Raw genomic sequence first — 14546 nt, 5'->3', positions numbered from 1 at the left:
CTAGACTCCGCAGGCAAGGGCGGATCGACCGCCCGTCCCCCCATGGAGGAGCCCCGTGCCCGCCGAACGCTCGGACGACCTGCTGCGCCTGCGCGAGACGCTGGCCTCGATCGCCCCGGGCACCTCGCTGCGCGACGGCCTCGAGCGCATCCTGCGCGGGCGCACCGGCGCCCTGATCGTGATCGGCCAGGACGAGCGGGTCGACGAGATCAGCACCGGCGGCTTCGACCTCGACGTGCCCTTCACCGCCACCGGCCTGCGCGAGCTGGCCAAGATGGACGGCGCGATCATCGTCGACGCGGGCCTGACGCGCATCGTGCGCGCCGCGGTGCACCTGATGCCCGACCACACGATCCCCTCCGAGGAGACCGGCACGCGGCACCGCACCGCCGACCGGGTGGCGCGCCAGACCGGCTTCCCGGTGATCTCGGTGTCGCAGTCGATGCAGATCATCGCGGCGTACGTCGGCTCGACGCGCCACGTGCTCGAGGACGTCGGCCAGATCCTCTCGCGCGCCAACCAGGCGCTGGCCACCCTCGAGCGCTACAAGCTGCGCCTCGACGAGGTCTCCAGCACCCTCTCGGCGCTCGAGATCGAGGACCTCGTCACCGTCCGCGACGTCGCCGTGGTCGCCCAGCGCCTCGAGATGGTCACCCGCATCGCCCGCGAGATCGAGGACTACGTGCTCGAGCTCGGCACCGACGGCCGGCTGCTCTCGCTGCAGCTCGAGGAGCTGATCACCGGCGTCGACACCGAGCGCGAGCTGGTGGTGCGCGACTACCTGCCGGCCGGGCGCAAGGCCTCGACCCCCGAGGAGCTGCTGCACCAGCTCGAGGCCCTCTCCCCCACCGCCCTGGTCGACCCGGCCGCCACCGCCAAGGTGCTCGGTCTCGGCAACGGCGAGCACCTCGACGGCGCCGTCGCCCCGCGGGGCTACCGCCTGCTGGCGAAGGTGCCGCGCCTGCCCGGCCCCGTCGTCGACCGGCTCGTCGACCACTTCGGCACCCTGCAGAAGCTGCTCTCCGCCGGCATCGACGACCTCCAGGCCGTCGAGGGCGTCGGCGAGCTGCGCGCCCGCAGCGTCCGCGAGGGCCTCTCCCGCCTCGCCGAGTCCACGATCCTGGAGCGCTACGTCTGAGCCGCCCACGGGAGTTTCATCGGGTCCCCGATGGAACTCGCGTCACCCGGCTGAAACTTCAGCCAGGCAACGCCAGGTTCATCGGGTACCCGATGAACCTTCGGCGGGGCGGTGCTTTCCGTCGTGGAGCAGCGCGTTGAGCTCGCCGCCGAGGAGCAGGGCCAGGGCGAGCAGGTAGACCCAGGTCAGCACGACGATCCCGCCGCCGAAGACGCCGAGCAGCGGGTTGCCCTCGCCGACGGTGCGCAGGTAGAGGCCGAAGCCGCCGCTGGCGGCCAGCCACAGCACGGTGGTGGTCACGGCGCCGGGCAGCGCGGCGCGCCACGGCGTACGCCGGTTGGGTGCCAGGTGGAAGACCAGCGCCAGCCAGCCGACGAGCACCAGGGCCAGCACCGGCAGGCGGGCGAGGTCCCAGAAGGACTCGAAGGCGCCGCCCAGGCCGACGACGTCGGCCACGTCGGTGCCGCGGCCCAGCAGCGGGCCGACGACCACGACGGCCAGCGCGACCACGACCACGATCACCGTCATCAGGCCCAGCCCCAGGCCCAGCAGCCGGCGGCGCAGCCACGGGCGGTGCTCGTCGCTGTCGTAGGCCAGGTTGAGCGCCTGCACCACGACCGCCCAGGCCCCTGACAGGGTGACCAGCGCACCCAGCGCGGCGACGGTGAGCAGGCCGCCGTACTCGCCCTCGAAGACGGCGCGCACCGAGTCGAGCACCGGGTCGCCGCGCTCGGTGAGCACCAGCCCGAGCGCGTCGACGACCCGTGCCTCGGTGCGGGCGGCCACCTCGGCGCCGACGATGGCCTCGAGGTAGGACAGCAGCCCGGCCGCGATCAGCAGCGCCGGGAACAGGCTCAGGACCGCGAAGAAGGCGATCTCGGCGGCCAGCCCCGCGACGCGGTCCTTGGCGACCTCGTGGCCGAGCACCCGCAGCAGCGCGACCGACCGGTCGCGTCCGCGCCGCAGCACCGGGTGCACGTCAGTGCGCGGCGAGGTTGCCGCTCAGCCGGCCGTGCATGTGCAGCGACTGCTCGTTGAGGCCGTGGATCTCCACGGTCTTGCCCTTGCGCTCGTACTTGTAGGTGATCGAGTCGAGCGCGGCCACGGTCGAGGCGTCCCACACGTGCGAGGCCGCCATGTCGATGACCACGTGCTCGGGGTCGTCGGCGTACTCGAACTGGGTGTAGAGGTCGTTGGAGGAGGCGAAGAACAGCTCGCCGGTGACCGTGTAGCGCGCCTGCGGGCGCCCGTCGACCTCGGTCACCTCGCGCTCGACGGTGGCCAGGTGGGCCACCCGGCGGGCGAAGAGGGTCATCGCGACGAGCACGCCGACCGCGACACCGATGGCCAGGTTGTGGGTGGTCACGGTGACCACGACGGTGGAGAGCATCACGGTGGTCTCGCTCTTGGGCATCCGGCGCAGGGTGCGCGGGGTCACCGAGTGCCAGTCGAAGGTGCCGACGGCGACCATGATCATCACCGCGACCAGCGCGGCCATCGGGATCTGCGCGACCAGGTCGCCGAAGCCCACGACCAGCACGAGCAGGAGCACGCCGGCGGAGAAGGTGGAGATGCGCGTGCGGGCGCCCGAGGCCTTCACGTTGATCATCGTCTGGCCGATCATGGCGCAGCCGCCCATGCCGCCGAAGAAGCCGGTGATCATGTTGGCCGCGCCCTGGCCCCAGGCCTCGCGGGTCTTCTCGGAGTGGGTGTCGGTGATGTCGTCGACGAGCTTGGCGGTCAGCAGCGACTCGAGCAGGCCGACCAGCGCCATCGCCAGCGCGTACGGCGCGATGATCTCCAGCGTGGTCAGCGTGAAGGGCACGTCGGGGATGAGCAGCGCGGGCAGCGTCTCGGGCAGCTCGCCCTCGTCGCCCACGTCGGGCAGCGCCCAGCCGGCGGCCAGCGCCGCGGCGGTGATGGCCACGATGACCACCAGCGGCGAGGGCACCGCCGAGGTCAGCCGCGGCAGCAGCACGATGACCGCGACGCCGAAGGCCACCAGCGGGTAGACCAGCCACGGCACGTCGACCAGGTAGGGGATCTGGGCCATGGCGATGAGGATCGCCAGGGCGTTGACGAAGCCGACCATCACCGAGCGCGGGATGAAGCGCATCATCTTGGCCACGCCGAGCAGGCCGAGCACGATCTGGATGGCGCCACCGAGGATCACGGTGGCGATCAGGTAGTCGACGCCGTAGTCGCGCGCCACGGGTGCGATCACCAGCGCGATGGCACCGGTGGCGGCCGAGATCATCGCGGGCCGGCCACCGAGGAAGGCGATCGAGACGGCCATCGTGAAGGAGGCGAAGAGGCCCAGGCGCGGGTCGACGCCGGCGATGATCGAGAACGAGATCGCCTCGGGGATCAGCGCGAGCGCCACCACCAGGCCGGCGACGACCTCGCGGCGCAGGATCGAGGGGCGGCGCAGCGCGCCGCGCACGGTGTGCGTCTCGGCCGGGGGCAGGGCCACGGACGGCTGCAGCAGCGAGGACTGGTCGGGCACGGGGTTGCTCACGGGCTCTCCTGGGCGGTGCGTGGCACGTCGGCCCGGGAGCGGCGCTGCGACCGGTCGACGTCGGGATGGTGGTGCGAGGTCTGGAGCGGCGCGCGGGTGCGTGACACCGCGGCCGACGGCACGACTCTACCCTGACGTGACGGGAGAGTCTGCATCGTCGACGGTGAGACGGCTCACCACGCGGCCCCGGCTCACCGGTCGCGCTGGGCGCGCACCCGCTCGTCGAGACCGGCGGCGAACTCCTCGGCCCAGGCCAGGCGGGTGCGCAGCGTGTCGACGCGCTCCTCGGCCGCGGCGCGCAGCGACTCGAGCTCGCCGAGCAGACGGGCCCGCTCGGCGTCGTCGGGCTCGGCGTCGAGGGCGTCGACGACGCCGAGCAGCCCGCGCATGTCCTCGAGCGAGAAGTCCAGCGGCTTCATCCGCTTGATGAGCTCGAAGCGGTCGACGTCGAGCGCGGTGTAGAGCCGGAAGCCTCCGGCCGAGCGGGCCGACGGTGCGACCAGCCCGACCTCCTCGTAGTAGCGCAGCGTGCGCAGGCTCAGGCCGGTGCGCGTGGCGACCTCGCCGATCTGCATGTGTGCGGACACGGCGGCGAGTCTAGGCCCGCCGCGAGACCACGATGGACAGCGCGGCCAGCCCGGTCGCGAGCGCGAGCACCGCCACGAAGGCCGACCGGTCGGCGGCCGTGCCGATCGCGGTGAAGACGAGACCGGCCACGGCGACCGCGACCGCGGCCCCCACCGAGTCGCTGATGGTGACCGCCGAGGAGGCGGTGCCGCGCTCGTGCACGGCGGTGCGCGCCAGCACCGTGGAGGTGATCCGCGGGTACATCAGCCCCATCCCCGCGGCCGCGACCAGCCAGCCCGCGCCGACCAGCACCCCCGGCAGGCCCAGCGCCGCGACCAGCAGCACCGCCACGATGCCGGCGCCCAGCACGAGGGCCCCCAGGCGCAGCGCCGCCTCGTCGGGCAGCCGGTCGCCGAGCCGACCCTGCACGTGCGACGCCCCGGCCCAGCCCAGCGTGGCGACGGTCAGCACCAGGCCGCTGACCCAGGTGGCGGCGCCGTACTGCTCCTGCAGGAGGAAGGGCAGGTAGGCCTCGGCGGCGAAGAAGGTGCCGCCGACCAGCCCGCGCTGCGCGATCACGGCCGGTACGCCGCGCCCGGCGCGCAGGGTGCCCCGCGGCAGCAGCGGGCGCACGGCGACCAGCGCGAGGGCGACCGCGACCGCGGCGACCCCGGCCCGGGCCGCGGCGGGCAGGGCCCCGGTGAGGTTGAGCGCGACGACGGCCGCGGCGACCGCGGCCGCCAGCAGCAGACGTCGTACGCCGCCGCCCCGGGGCGCGGCGCCGGCCTCGGGCGGCTCGACCGAGCGCAGGGTCGGCACCAGCAGCGCGAGCGCCCCGGCGGCGATGGCGACGACGCCGAGGAAGACCCAGCGCCAGCCGAGGGTGTCGGCGACGACGCCGGCCAGGAACGGCCCGACCAGCCCGGGCAGCACCCACGCGGCGGCGAAGAGGCCGAGGATGCGGGGCCGGTCGACGGGGTCGAAGACCTGCGCGACGAGCACGTAGAGGGCGACGACGAGGCCGCCGAGGCCCAGGCCCTGCAGGAAGCGGCCGACCACCAGCAGCCCCATGGTCGGCGCGAGCCCGGCGGCCAGCAACCCGGCTGCGAAGAGCGCGACGGAGGTCAGCAGCGGGCGCACCGCGCCGCGGCGGTCCGACCACAGGCCCACCGCGACCATCCCGACGACGCTGGCGGCCAGGGTGGCGGAGAAGGCCACCGAGAACCAGGCGCGCCCGTCGAGGTCGCGGGTGACCGCCGGCATCACGGTGGCGACGGCGAGGGCCTCGAAGGCGGCCAGGAAGACCAGGGCGACGGCGCCGGTGGTGGCGCCGCGGTAGCGGGGGCCGAGCAGCGGGGTCCGGGCGGCGCGCGCCCCGGCGCGGCCCTCGGCGCCGGTGGACGTGCCCATCGGCGGGCTCAGTCGGCGGCGACGGGCCAGATCCGCCGCTCGCCCTCCGCGGCGCGGACCTCACCGATCTGGTGGCGGCGCTTCTGCGCCTTGTAGGGCGCGGCGAGCACCAGCGCGGGCGCCTTCGGGCTGCGGTGCTCGAGCAGCACCTGCACGGCCCGGGCGCCGCCCACGATCGCGTCGAAGACGACGGCGACCGCGCGCACCTGGTCGCGCTCGGCGCGCAGCTTCTCGAAGAGCTCCTCGAGCAGCTGGTCGGGGCGCACGTCCTCGACGATCTCGACCATGCGGGTGCCCTGGCTGCCGTCGTCCTCGACGACCTGCACGAACGGGAGCAGCACGTCGTCGGCGTCGAGCCGCTCCTTGGCGGCCTTGAGCGAGGCGTCGAGCAGCTCGTCCATCTCACCGGCCACGGTCTTGCTCAGGGAGTCACGCCACGAGGTCATGGGCCCAGCCTCGCAGACACCGGGGTCACTGCGGGGATCCGAGGCGGGCCTCGGGGCGCAGCGACGCGTCGAGCGGCTCGCCGGCGGCGGCGGCCGCGAGGCGGCGGCCCAGCCCGGGCGCCTGCTTGTAGAGGTTGTGCCCGACCGGGAGCAGCACCCCGCCGGCCTCCCACACCGCCATCGCGTCGTCGCTCCAGGGCAGCGTGGTGACCCAGCAGTGCCGCACGTCGACGGGCTCGGGGTCGAGGCCGGGCAGCGCCCTGGCGACGTAGTCGCGGGCCCGGGCGGCGAGCTCGTCGAGCCCGGCGGGCACCGGCAGGCTCGCGTCGTCGCGGGCCGGGGTGGTCTGGCTCAGCCCGACGCCGTACGTCGCGTTGCCGGGCGCCGCGGCGGCGTACACGCCGGTCTCGCCGAAGACGCCGCTGGAGTCCTGGAGCGTGGCCAGGGTGCCGGGCGCCTCGCCCCGCACCGCGAAGGTCAGCCGCACGTGCGCGGCCTGGGCCACGGGCAGCGAAAGGCCCAGGGTGCGGGCCAGGGCGGGGGTGCCGCGCCCGGCGCAGGCCACGACCCGGTCGTAGGTGTCGGTGCGCCCGCCGCTGCGCACCTCGACGCCCTCGCCCTCGCCGTCGCCGACAGGGCGCACGGAGATCACCTCGTCACGCACCAGCCGGTCACCCAGCGCGGCGCTCAGCGCGGCGATCGTCGCGGTGGTGCGGATCGAGCCGCCCTCCTCGTCGAGCATCGCGGGGCCGTCGAAACCGGCCAGCAGCGGCACCCGGCGGGCGAGCTCGGCGGCATCGACGCGGCGGGCGGCGACGCCGCCGTCGACCAGCAGCGGCAGGTGCTCCTCGACCGCCGGGCCGATCGCGACCGCGCCGTCCGCGGAGACCATCTCGACGCCCAGCCGCTCGCCCCACTCGCGGTAGGCCGCGCGGCTGGCGCGGGCCGCGGCGACCAGCCGCGGGTCGTCGTGGGCGTGGCGGAAGATGCGCGACACCCCGCCGGACTGGCCGTTGCCGGGCTCGCCCTGCTCGTAGACGCGCACCTCGACGCCCCGCTCGAGCAGCGCGTAGGCGGTGCTGAGCCCGACGATCCCCGCGCCGATGACGGCGACCCGGGGCGGGCCCGAGGCGACGGAGGGGACCTGCTCGACCTGGACGGCAGAAGAAGGAGTCGACATGGCCCCACCCAACCAGCCACGCCCCCACCCGCCCGGGCGGTCGCGCAGCCTCTCGAGCGGGGTCTCAGCCGGGGTCTCAGTCGGGGTCCTCGGCGCGGCGCCGCTCGAGCAGCACCGTGTCGCGCCACCGCCCGTCGAGGCGCGCGATGCGGGAGCGCACCGCGAGCACCTGGTAGCCGGCGCTGCGGTGCAGCGCGAGGCTGGCCCGGTTCTCGGGGAAGACGACCGCCTGCAGCGTCCAGAGCCCGCCGGCGTCGGCCTCGGTCACCTGGCGGTGCAGCAGCGAGCGGCCCACGCCGCGCCCGCCCGCCTCGGCGGCGACGTAGACGGTGGTCTCGCCGACCCCGGCGTAGCAGGCGCGCGCCGAGACCGGCGAGACCCCGGTCCACCCGACGACCCGGCCCGGCTCGGCAGCACCGCCTGGCAGCTCGGCCACCCAGCGGTGCCCCGGCAACCAGCGCTCGCGCAGCGCGTCGAGCGCGGGCACCTCGGTCTCGAAGGTGGCCTGGCGCCCGGCGATGCCCTCGGCGTAGATCTCCTGCACCCGCGGCAGGTCGGCCTCGGTCATCGCGCGGGTACGCACGTCGCCGGGCAGGTCCTCGGGGCAGCAGGGGGCCGCGGTCAGGGTGCCCATCACCACGTCGGCCGCGTGCGGCAGCCCCGTGCAGCAGGCCGCGTTGACCGAGACCAGGCTGGCGGTGCCGACCTTGTCGACCACGACGAAGCCGAGCTCGGCCAGCCGGCGCACGTGGTGGGAGCAGGTGGCCTGGCTGATGCCCAGCGCCGTGGCCAGGTCGCCGACCCGCACCGCGCCCGAGGGGCTCGAGGCCACCGCGTGCAGCAGCCGCACCCTGGTCGGGTCGGCCAGCGTCGCGAACCACTCGGCGTACGTCGTCGCGGTGTCGAGGTCGAGACCGACGGGCGGGGCGACGGGGGCGACGGCGGCGTCGCCAACGGGGCCGACGACGGGGCCGGTGTGGGCGGGGCTGCTCATGCCGACCAGCCTAGCCTCGATCGACACGGATCGATGGTTGCATCCATCGAGACGGGTCGATGCTGTCTACATCGACCAACGTCGATGAAAACGAGGACCGCGATGCCCCACTCCGCCCTGACCCCCACCACCGCGCAGCCGCTCGTCGTCGTCGGCGCCGGACCGATCGGGCTGGCCGCCGCCGCGCACGCCCACGAGCGGGGGCTGCCCGTCGTCGTGCTCGAGGCGGGTGCGGGCGCCGGTGCGGCCGTGACCGAGTGGGCCCACGTGCGGCTGTTCTCGCCGTGGTCCGAGCTCGTCGACGACGCCGCGGCCCGGCTGCTCGAGCCGACCGGGTGGACCCGGCCGACCGACGCGACGCCGCCGACCGGCGCCGAGTGGGTCGAGCGCTACCTGCGCCCGCTCGCCGCGGCCCTCGTCGCCGCCGGCGTCGAGGTCCGCACCGGCCACCGCGTCACCGGGGTGGCGCGCCAGGGCCGCGACCTGCTGGTCGCCGTGGACCGCGAGCGGGTGCCGTTCGCGGTGCACGTCGAGACCCCGCGCGGCCACGAGGTGCGCAGCGCGGCCGCGGTGGTCGACGCCTCCGGCACCTGGGGCCAGCCGGGCCCGCTGGGCACCGACGGCTACCCCGCCCCGGGCGAGCGCGAGCACGCCGACCACCTCACCTACGCCGTCCCCGACGTCGACGACCCCGCGCTGCGTGCCCGGCTGGCCGGCCGGCACGTGGTGGTGGCCGGGGCCGGCGCGTCGGCGCAGAACGCGCTGGTCGCGCTGGGCCGGCTCGCCGCCGAGGAGGCCGGCACCCGGGTGACCTGGCTGCTGCGGCGCGGCGACGTCGGGCACGCCTTCGGCGGCGGTGACGCCGACGAGCTCGAGGCGCGCGGCGCGCTCGGCGAGCACGCCCGGGCGGTGGCCGAGTCGGGCACCGTCGAGACCGTCACCGGCTTCCGGACCACCGGGGTGCACCGCGACGAGGCGACCGGGCGGCTGGTGCTGACCTCGCTCGACGGCCGCCAGGTCGCCGACGTCGACGAGGTGGTGGCCGTGACCGGTTTCCGCCCCGACGTGTCGTGGCTCAGCGAGGTCCACCTCGACCTCGACCCCGAGCTGTCGGCGCCGCGGCTGCTGGCCCCCGAGATCCACCCCGAGCACCACTCCTGCGGCTCTGTCTCCCCGCACGGCGCCTCGGTGCTGCGCCAGCCCGAGCAGGGCCTCTACATCGTCGGCATGAAGTCCTACGGCCGGGCGCCGTCGTTCCTGACGATGACCGGCTGCGAGCAGGTCCGCTCGGTCGTCGCCGAGATCGCCGGCGACCAGGAGGCCGCCGACCGGGTCGAGCTGGTGCTGCCCGAGACCGGCGTGTGCGGCGCGGCGCCGACGTACGACGCCGAGGACGTCCAGGCCGGGGGCGGCGGCTGCTGCTCCCCCGCCGGCCCGGAGCTGGTCGGCGTGCCCGCCGTCAGGTAGGGCTCAGCCCCGGCCCGCCACGAGCGGCTCGAGGGTGAGGTGCGGGTTCATCCGCTCGATCGCTTCGAGGCGCCAACGGTCGGAGAAGAGCGCCAGCAGCGCCCCGTCGGTGCGCTGCATGACCTCGACCCCGCGCAGCGCGGCGACCTCGTCACGCTGCTCGGGGTCGACCCGGCGGGCGATGGAGTAGTCGAGGGACTCCAGCCGCACCGGGGCGCGGTACTCCGACTCCATCCGGGCGCTGACGACCTCGAACTGCATCGGGCCGACGGCAGCCAGCACCGGCGCGTGCTCGCCGCGGAGCTCCGAGCGCAGCACCTGGATCACGCCCTCCTGGTCGAGCTGCTCGATGCCCTTGCGGAACTGCTTCCAGCGTCCGGTGTCGGTGACGCTGACGGTGCTGAAGTACTCGGGGGCGAAGCTGGCGATCGGCGGGTAGCGCACCGGCGGGCCGGCGTGGATGGTGTCGCCGACACGCAACGCGGAGGCGTTGACCAGGCCGATGATGTCGCCGGGCCGGGCCCGCTCGACCGAGGTGCGCTCGCGACCGAAGACGGCCTGGGCGTACTTGGTGGTGAAGGGGCGACCGGTGGTGGCGTGGGTGACGACCATGCCGCGCTCGAAGGTGCCCGAGCAGACCCGGGCGTAGGCGAGGCGGTCTCGGTGGGCGGTGTCCATGCCCGACTGCACCTTGAAGACGAAGGCGCTGAAGTCGTCGTCGGGCTGGCGCTCGCTCTCATCGACCGCCACGGTGGGCCCCGGCGGCGGCGCCAGCTCGATGAGCACCTCCAGGATCTGGGCGACGCCGAAGTTCGACAGCGCCGAGGCGAAGAGCACCGGGGTGGTGCGCCCGGCCAGGAAGCTCTCCTGGTCGTGGTCGGCGCCGTCGGCGCTGAGCAGCTCGTCGCCCTCCTGGGCCTCCTCCCAGCGCTCCGGCTCGGCGACGGCCGCCGCGGCGGCGTCGAGGTGCTCCTCGGGCGCCCGGGTGCTGCCGCCGGCGGTGCGGGTGTAGCGCACGAACCCGCCCGTACGCCGGTCGAGGACGCCGCGGAAGTCGCCGGCCACGCCGACCGGCCAGGTCAGCGGGGTGGGTCGCAGCCCGATCTGCTTCTCGATCGAGTCGAGCAGCTCGAGCGGGTCGAGGCCGGGCCGGTCCCACTTGTTGATGACCGTGATCACCGGGATGCCCCGGTGGGCGCAGACCTGGAAGAGCTTGAGCGTCTGCGGCTCGAGGCCCTTGGCCGCGTCGACCAGCATCACCGCGGAGTCGACCGCCGAGAGCACCCGGTAGGTGTCCTCGGAGAAGTCGGCGTGCCCGGGGGTGTCGACCAGGTTGACCACGTGGTCGCCGTACGCGAACTGCAGCGCGGCGGAGGTGATCGAGATGCCGCGGGCCTTCTCCATCTCCATCCAGTCGGAGACCGTGCCCTTGCGACCGCCCTTGCCGTGCACCGCTCCGGCCTCGGCGATCACGGCCGCGTGCAGGGCCAGCGCCTCGGTCAACGTCGACTTGCCGGCGTCGGGATGGCTGATGACGGCGAAGGTCCGGCGCGGTCGGAGGTCGGGTTCATCCACCCGTCGACTCTACGTGGCGGCCGGGGACCACTACCCTGACGGGGCGGCCGGGTGACCCGACCGCTTCCCCTACGCACGTGAGGACACCGAGTGAGCCACCCCCACCCCGAGCTGCAGGCGCCCCCGAAGCTCCCGTCCGGCGCCCTGCGGATCGTGGCGCTCGGCGGCCTCGGCGAGATCGGCCGCAACATGGCGGTCTTCGAGCACGAGGGCAAGCTGCTGATCGTCGACTGCGGGGTTCTCTTCCCCGAGGAGCACCAGCCCGGCGTCGACGTGATCCTGCCCGACTTCACCTGGATCCGTGACCGCCTCGACAAGATCGTCGGCGTCGTGCTGACCCACGGCCACGAGGACCACATCGGCGGCGTGCCCTACCTGCTGCGCGAGCGCCCCGACATCCCGCTGATCGGCTCGCGCCTGACGCTGGCGCTGATCAAGGAGAAGCTCAAGGAGCACCGGATCCGCCCCGAGCTGCGCGAGGTCAAGGAGGGCGACCGGATCGACCTGGCCCCCTTCGACTGCGAGTTCGTGGCGGTCAACCACTCCATCCCCGACGGTCTCGCCGTGGCGATCCGCACCCGCGCCGGCATGGTCCTGCACACCGGCGACTTCAAGATGGACCAGTTCCCGCTCGACGGCCGGATCACCGACCTGCGCGGCTTCGCGCGGCTGGGCGAGGAGGGGGTCGACCTGTTCATGACCGACTCCACCAACGCCGAGGTGCCCGGCTTCACGACCTCCGAGCGCGACCTGACCCCGGCCATCGAGCACGTCTTCCGCACCGCGCCGCGACGCGTCATCGTCTCCAGCTTCGCCAGCCACGTGCACCGCATCCAGCAGGTCCTCGACACCGCGCACGCCCACGGCCGCAAGGTCGCGTTCGTGGGCCGCTCGATGGTCCGCAACATGGGCGTGGCCGGCGACCTGGGCTACCTCAAGGTGCCCGAGGGGCTGATCGTGCCGCTCGACCAGCTCGAGCGGCTGCCGGCCAACAAGGCCACCCTGATCTGCACCGGCTCGCAGGGCGAGCCGCTGGCCGCGCTCTCGCGGATGGCCTCGCGCGACCACAAGATCCGGGTCGGCAAGGGCGACACCATCCTGATGGCCAGCTCGGTGATCCCCGGCAACGAGAACGCGATCTCCAACGTGATCAACGGCCTGACCCGCTGGGGCGCCAACGTGGTGCACAAGGGCAACGCCAAGGTGCACGTCTCGGGCCACGCCAGCGCCGGCGAGCTCGTCTACTGCTACAACATCGTCAAGCCGCGCAACGTGATGCCCGTGCACGGCGAGTACCGCCACCTGCGCGCCAACGCCGACCTGGCGATCGCCACCGGCATGAACCCCGACAACGTCGTGCTGGCCGAGGACGGCGTGGTGGTCGACCTGGTCAAGGGTCGCGCCAAGGTGAGCGGCAAGGTCCCCGCGGGGCTCGTCTTCGTCGACGCCCAGCAGGTCGGCGGCGTCACCGAGGCCACGCTGAAGGACCGGCGCACGCTGGCCGAGGAGGGCGTGGTGACGGTGCTGGCCATCGTCGACGCCGACACCGGCAAGCTCGCCGACCGGCCCGACTTCCTGGTGCGCGGCTTCGTGCACGAGCCGAAGGCCTTCGACCCGGCCGTCCAGGTCATCGAGAAGACCCTGGCCCGCGCCGCCGGCGAGGGCATCGGCGATGCCCACCAGCTCGAGCAGATGATCAGCCGCGACGTCAGCCGGTGGGCGCACAAGACCTTCCGCCGCAGCCCGCTGATCATCCCGGTCGTCGTCGACGCCTGAGCCGACGGCCGGCGAGCGAGCGGGGCCCCTGCCGGAGCCCCGCTCGCCGTCGGCTCCCGCTCACTCCCAGGGGTGGAGCAGGACCTTGGAGTAGCCCTCCTCGCGCTTGTCGAAGCGCTCGTAGGCCTCGGGCGCGCCCTCGAGCGGCAGCTCCTTGGAGACCACGAACCCGGGCTCGGCCCGCCCGGCGACGATCAGGTCGCGCAGCTGGCGGTTGTAGGCCTTCACGTCGGCCTGGCCGGTGCCGATCGACTGGCCCTTCTCGAAGAGCTTGCCGACCTCGAAGAGCAGCTTGCCCTCGGCTGCGTTCTCGTCGGGTGCGCCCGGGTCGCTGGGGACGTAGAGGCCGACCACGCCGAGCCTGCCCGTGGGCCGCACGGTGTGCACCAGCTGGTTGAGCACGACGGCGGGCTGCTCCTCACCGTCCGAGACCGTGGCCTGGTAGCCGACCGCGTCGATCCCCTTGTCGGTGCCCTCACCACCGGTCTGGTCGGTGATCACCTCCACCGGGTCGACCTCGCCGAAGTTCACCGGGATGGCGCCGATCTTCTCGGCCAGGTCGAGCCTCGAGGGGACCCTGTCGACGAGGAAGACCCTCGACGCGCCCTTGATGAGGCTGGAGTAGGCGGCCATCAGCCCGACCGGGCCGCCGCCGTACACCGCGACGGTCTCGCCGGGGCTGACCTGCGCCATCGTCGCGGCGTGGTAGCCGGTGGGGAAGATGTCGCTCAGCATCGCGAAGTCGCGCTCGTGCTGGTCGCCCTCGGGCAGCGGGAGGCAGTTGAAGTCGGCGAAGGGGACCCGCAGGTACTCGGCCTGGCCGCCGCGGTAGGGGCCCATGCTGACGTAGCCGTAGGCGCCGCCGGCGAAGCCGGCGTTGACCGTCAGGCAGAACCCCGTCTTGCCCGCCAGGCAGTTCTTGCAGAAGCCGCAGGCGACGTTGAACGGGATCGAGACCCGGTCGCCCTTCTTCAGCGACGCGACGCCGCTGCCGACCTCCTCGACGACGCCCATGTTCTCGTGGCCGAAGACGATGCCGGCCTCGGCGCCGGTGCGCCCCTCGTACATGTGCAGGTCGGAGCCGCAGATGGCGGCGGTGGTCACCTTGATCACGACGTCGGTCGGGTCCTCGATCCTGGCGTCGTCGACCTCCTCGACCTCCACCTGGTGCGGCTCCTTGTAGACGACAGCTCGCATCTCGCTCCTCCTTGGTGTCGGGACGGGTCGCGCGGAAGCGCGATGGCGCACCCGTAACCAGCCGGTGTCCTTTGCAAACATCGCGGCAGGGCCGAAAGTCCGGACACGCGAGCCGCGCGACGCGGGTCGCGGCTGTCATCGGCGGCCGTGAGCGGGACAGCCCGCCGCCACTCGTTGGCTCAGAACCCTGAGGGCACTTCATGTGACACAGATAAAGCCGGATAGACAACCTAAGGTCTCGACGTGGACTGATCTCGCCACGGCCGGCTCTGCTCGTC

General features: G+C 73.8%; 13 protein-coding genes. 3 read left to right on the top strand and 10 right to left on the bottom strand.

The window, feature by feature from the left end:
- Window positions 1-55 precede the first annotated feature (55 nt).
- Window positions 56-1138, top strand: coding sequence for a DNA integrity scanning diadenylate cyclase DisA (disA, locus tag JOE61_RS12830; RefSeq protein WP_193668094.1), 1083 nt, complete (start codon window positions 56-58; stop codon window positions 1136-1138).
- Between the two features lie 78 nt (window positions 1139-1216).
- Here the strand turns inward: disA and JOE61_RS12825 are convergent, their stop codons facing one another.
- The 8 genes from JOE61_RS12825 to JOE61_RS12795 all read right to left on the bottom strand — a co-directional run bounded on the left by JOE61_RS12825 (window position 1217) and on the right by JOE61_RS12795 (window position 8253).
- On the bottom strand, window positions 1217-2107 hold the full coding sequence (locus JOE61_RS12825) for a YihY/virulence factor BrkB family protein (RefSeq protein WP_193668096.1): 891 nt from the start codon (window positions 2105-2107) through the stop codon (window positions 1217-1219).
- A gap of 10 nt (window positions 2108-2117) precedes the next feature.
- Window positions 2118-3656, bottom strand: coding sequence for a SulP family inorganic anion transporter (locus JOE61_RS12820; protein WP_307822999.1), 1539 nt, complete (start codon window positions 3654-3656; stop codon window positions 2118-2120).
- On the bottom strand, window positions 3653-3778 hold the full coding sequence (locus JOE61_RS22230) for a hypothetical protein (protein WP_264675476.1): 126 nt from the start codon (window positions 3776-3778) through the stop codon (window positions 3653-3655). Before JOE61_RS22230 ends, JOE61_RS12820 begins: the two co-directional genes overlap by 4 nt.
- A 69-nt stretch (window positions 3779-3847) precedes the next feature.
- Entirely contained in the window at window positions 3848-4243 is a 396-nt protein-coding gene (locus JOE61_RS12815) for a MerR family transcriptional regulator (protein WP_204797235.1), read from the bottom strand.
- 10 nt (window positions 4244-4253) lie between these two features.
- A complete protein-coding gene (locus JOE61_RS12810; RefSeq protein WP_193668098.1) occupies window positions 4254-5633 on the bottom strand; it encodes an MFS transporter in 1380 nt (459 codons plus the stop codon).
- 8 nt (window positions 5634-5641) lie between these two features.
- The gene (locus tag JOE61_RS12805; protein ID WP_193668100.1) at window positions 5642-6079 is read right to left on the bottom strand and encodes a hypothetical protein; all 438 of its coding nucleotides are present in this window, start codon (window positions 6077-6079) and stop codon (window positions 5642-5644) included.
- A 25-nt stretch (window positions 6080-6104) separates the two neighbouring features.
- Complete coding sequence (locus JOE61_RS12800) at window positions 6105-7259, bottom strand: NAD(P)/FAD-dependent oxidoreductase (RefSeq protein ID WP_193668102.1); 1155 nt, start codon at window positions 7257-7259, stop codon at window positions 6105-6107.
- A 76-nt stretch (window positions 7260-7335) separates the two neighbouring features.
- On the bottom strand, window positions 7336-8253 hold the full coding sequence (locus JOE61_RS12795; RefSeq protein WP_193668104.1) for a helix-turn-helix domain-containing GNAT family N-acetyltransferase: 918 nt from the start codon (window positions 8251-8253) through the stop codon (window positions 7336-7338).
- Window positions 8254-8355: 102 nt separating this feature from the next.
- Here JOE61_RS12795 and JOE61_RS12790 point away from each other — a divergent pair, with 102 nt between their 5' ends.
- On the top strand, window positions 8356-9720 hold the full coding sequence (locus tag JOE61_RS12790) for an NAD(P)-binding domain-containing protein (RefSeq protein WP_193668106.1): 1365 nt from the start codon (window positions 8356-8358) through the stop codon (window positions 9718-9720).
- Window positions 9721-9723: 3 nt separating this feature from the next.
- Here JOE61_RS12790 and JOE61_RS12785 read toward each other — a convergent pair whose 3' ends face one another.
- Window positions 9724-11295, bottom strand: coding sequence for a peptide chain release factor 3 (locus tag JOE61_RS12785; RefSeq protein ID WP_193668108.1), 1572 nt, complete (start codon window positions 11293-11295; stop codon window positions 9724-9726).
- A gap of 90 nt (window positions 11296-11385) precedes the next feature.
- Between JOE61_RS12785 and JOE61_RS12780 the strand changes: the two genes are divergently transcribed.
- Entirely contained in the window at window positions 11386-13071 is a 1686-nt protein-coding gene (locus tag JOE61_RS12780) for a ribonuclease J (protein ID WP_193668110.1), read from the top strand.
- Window positions 13072-13131: 60 nt separating this feature from the next.
- Here the strand turns inward: JOE61_RS12780 and JOE61_RS12775 are convergent, their stop codons facing one another.
- A complete protein-coding gene (locus JOE61_RS12775; RefSeq protein ID WP_193668112.1) occupies window positions 13132-14268 on the bottom strand; it encodes a glutathione-independent formaldehyde dehydrogenase in 1137 nt (378 codons plus the stop codon).
- Window positions 14269-14546: the final 278 nt, after the last annotated feature.

It is taken from the genome of Nocardioides salarius (assembly GCF_016907435.1).
GTDB lineage: Bacteria > Actinomycetota > Actinomycetes > Propionibacteriales > Nocardioidaceae > Nocardioides > Nocardioides salarius.
This window is presented reverse-complemented; position numbering and strand designations above follow the sequence as displayed.

Bases quoted from the DNA above. Each gene is read 5' to 3' on its own strand.
- JOE61_RS12810 (WP_193668098.1), bottom strand. From the start codon at position 5,633: ATGGGCACGTCCACCGGCGCCGAGGGCCGCGCCGGGGCGCGCGCCGCC.
- JOE61_RS12805 (WP_193668100.1), bottom strand. From the start codon at position 6,079: ATGACCTCGTGGCGTGACTCCCTGAGCAAGACCGTGGCCGGTGAGATG.
- JOE61_RS12800 (WP_193668102.1), bottom strand. From the start codon at position 7,259: ATGTCGACTCCTTCTTCTGCCGTCCAGGTCGAGCAGGTCCCCTCCGTC.
- JOE61_RS12795 (WP_193668104.1), bottom strand. From the start codon at position 8,253: ATGAGCAGCCCCGCCCACACCGGCCCCGTCGTCGGCCCCGTTGGCGAC.
- JOE61_RS12790 (WP_193668106.1), top strand. From the start codon at position 8,356: ATGCCCCACTCCGCCCTGACCCCCACCACCGCGCAGCCGCTCGTCGTC.
- JOE61_RS12775 (WP_193668112.1), bottom strand. From the start codon at position 14,268: ATGCGAGCTGTCGTCTACAAGGAGCCGCACCAGGTGGAGGTCGAGGAG.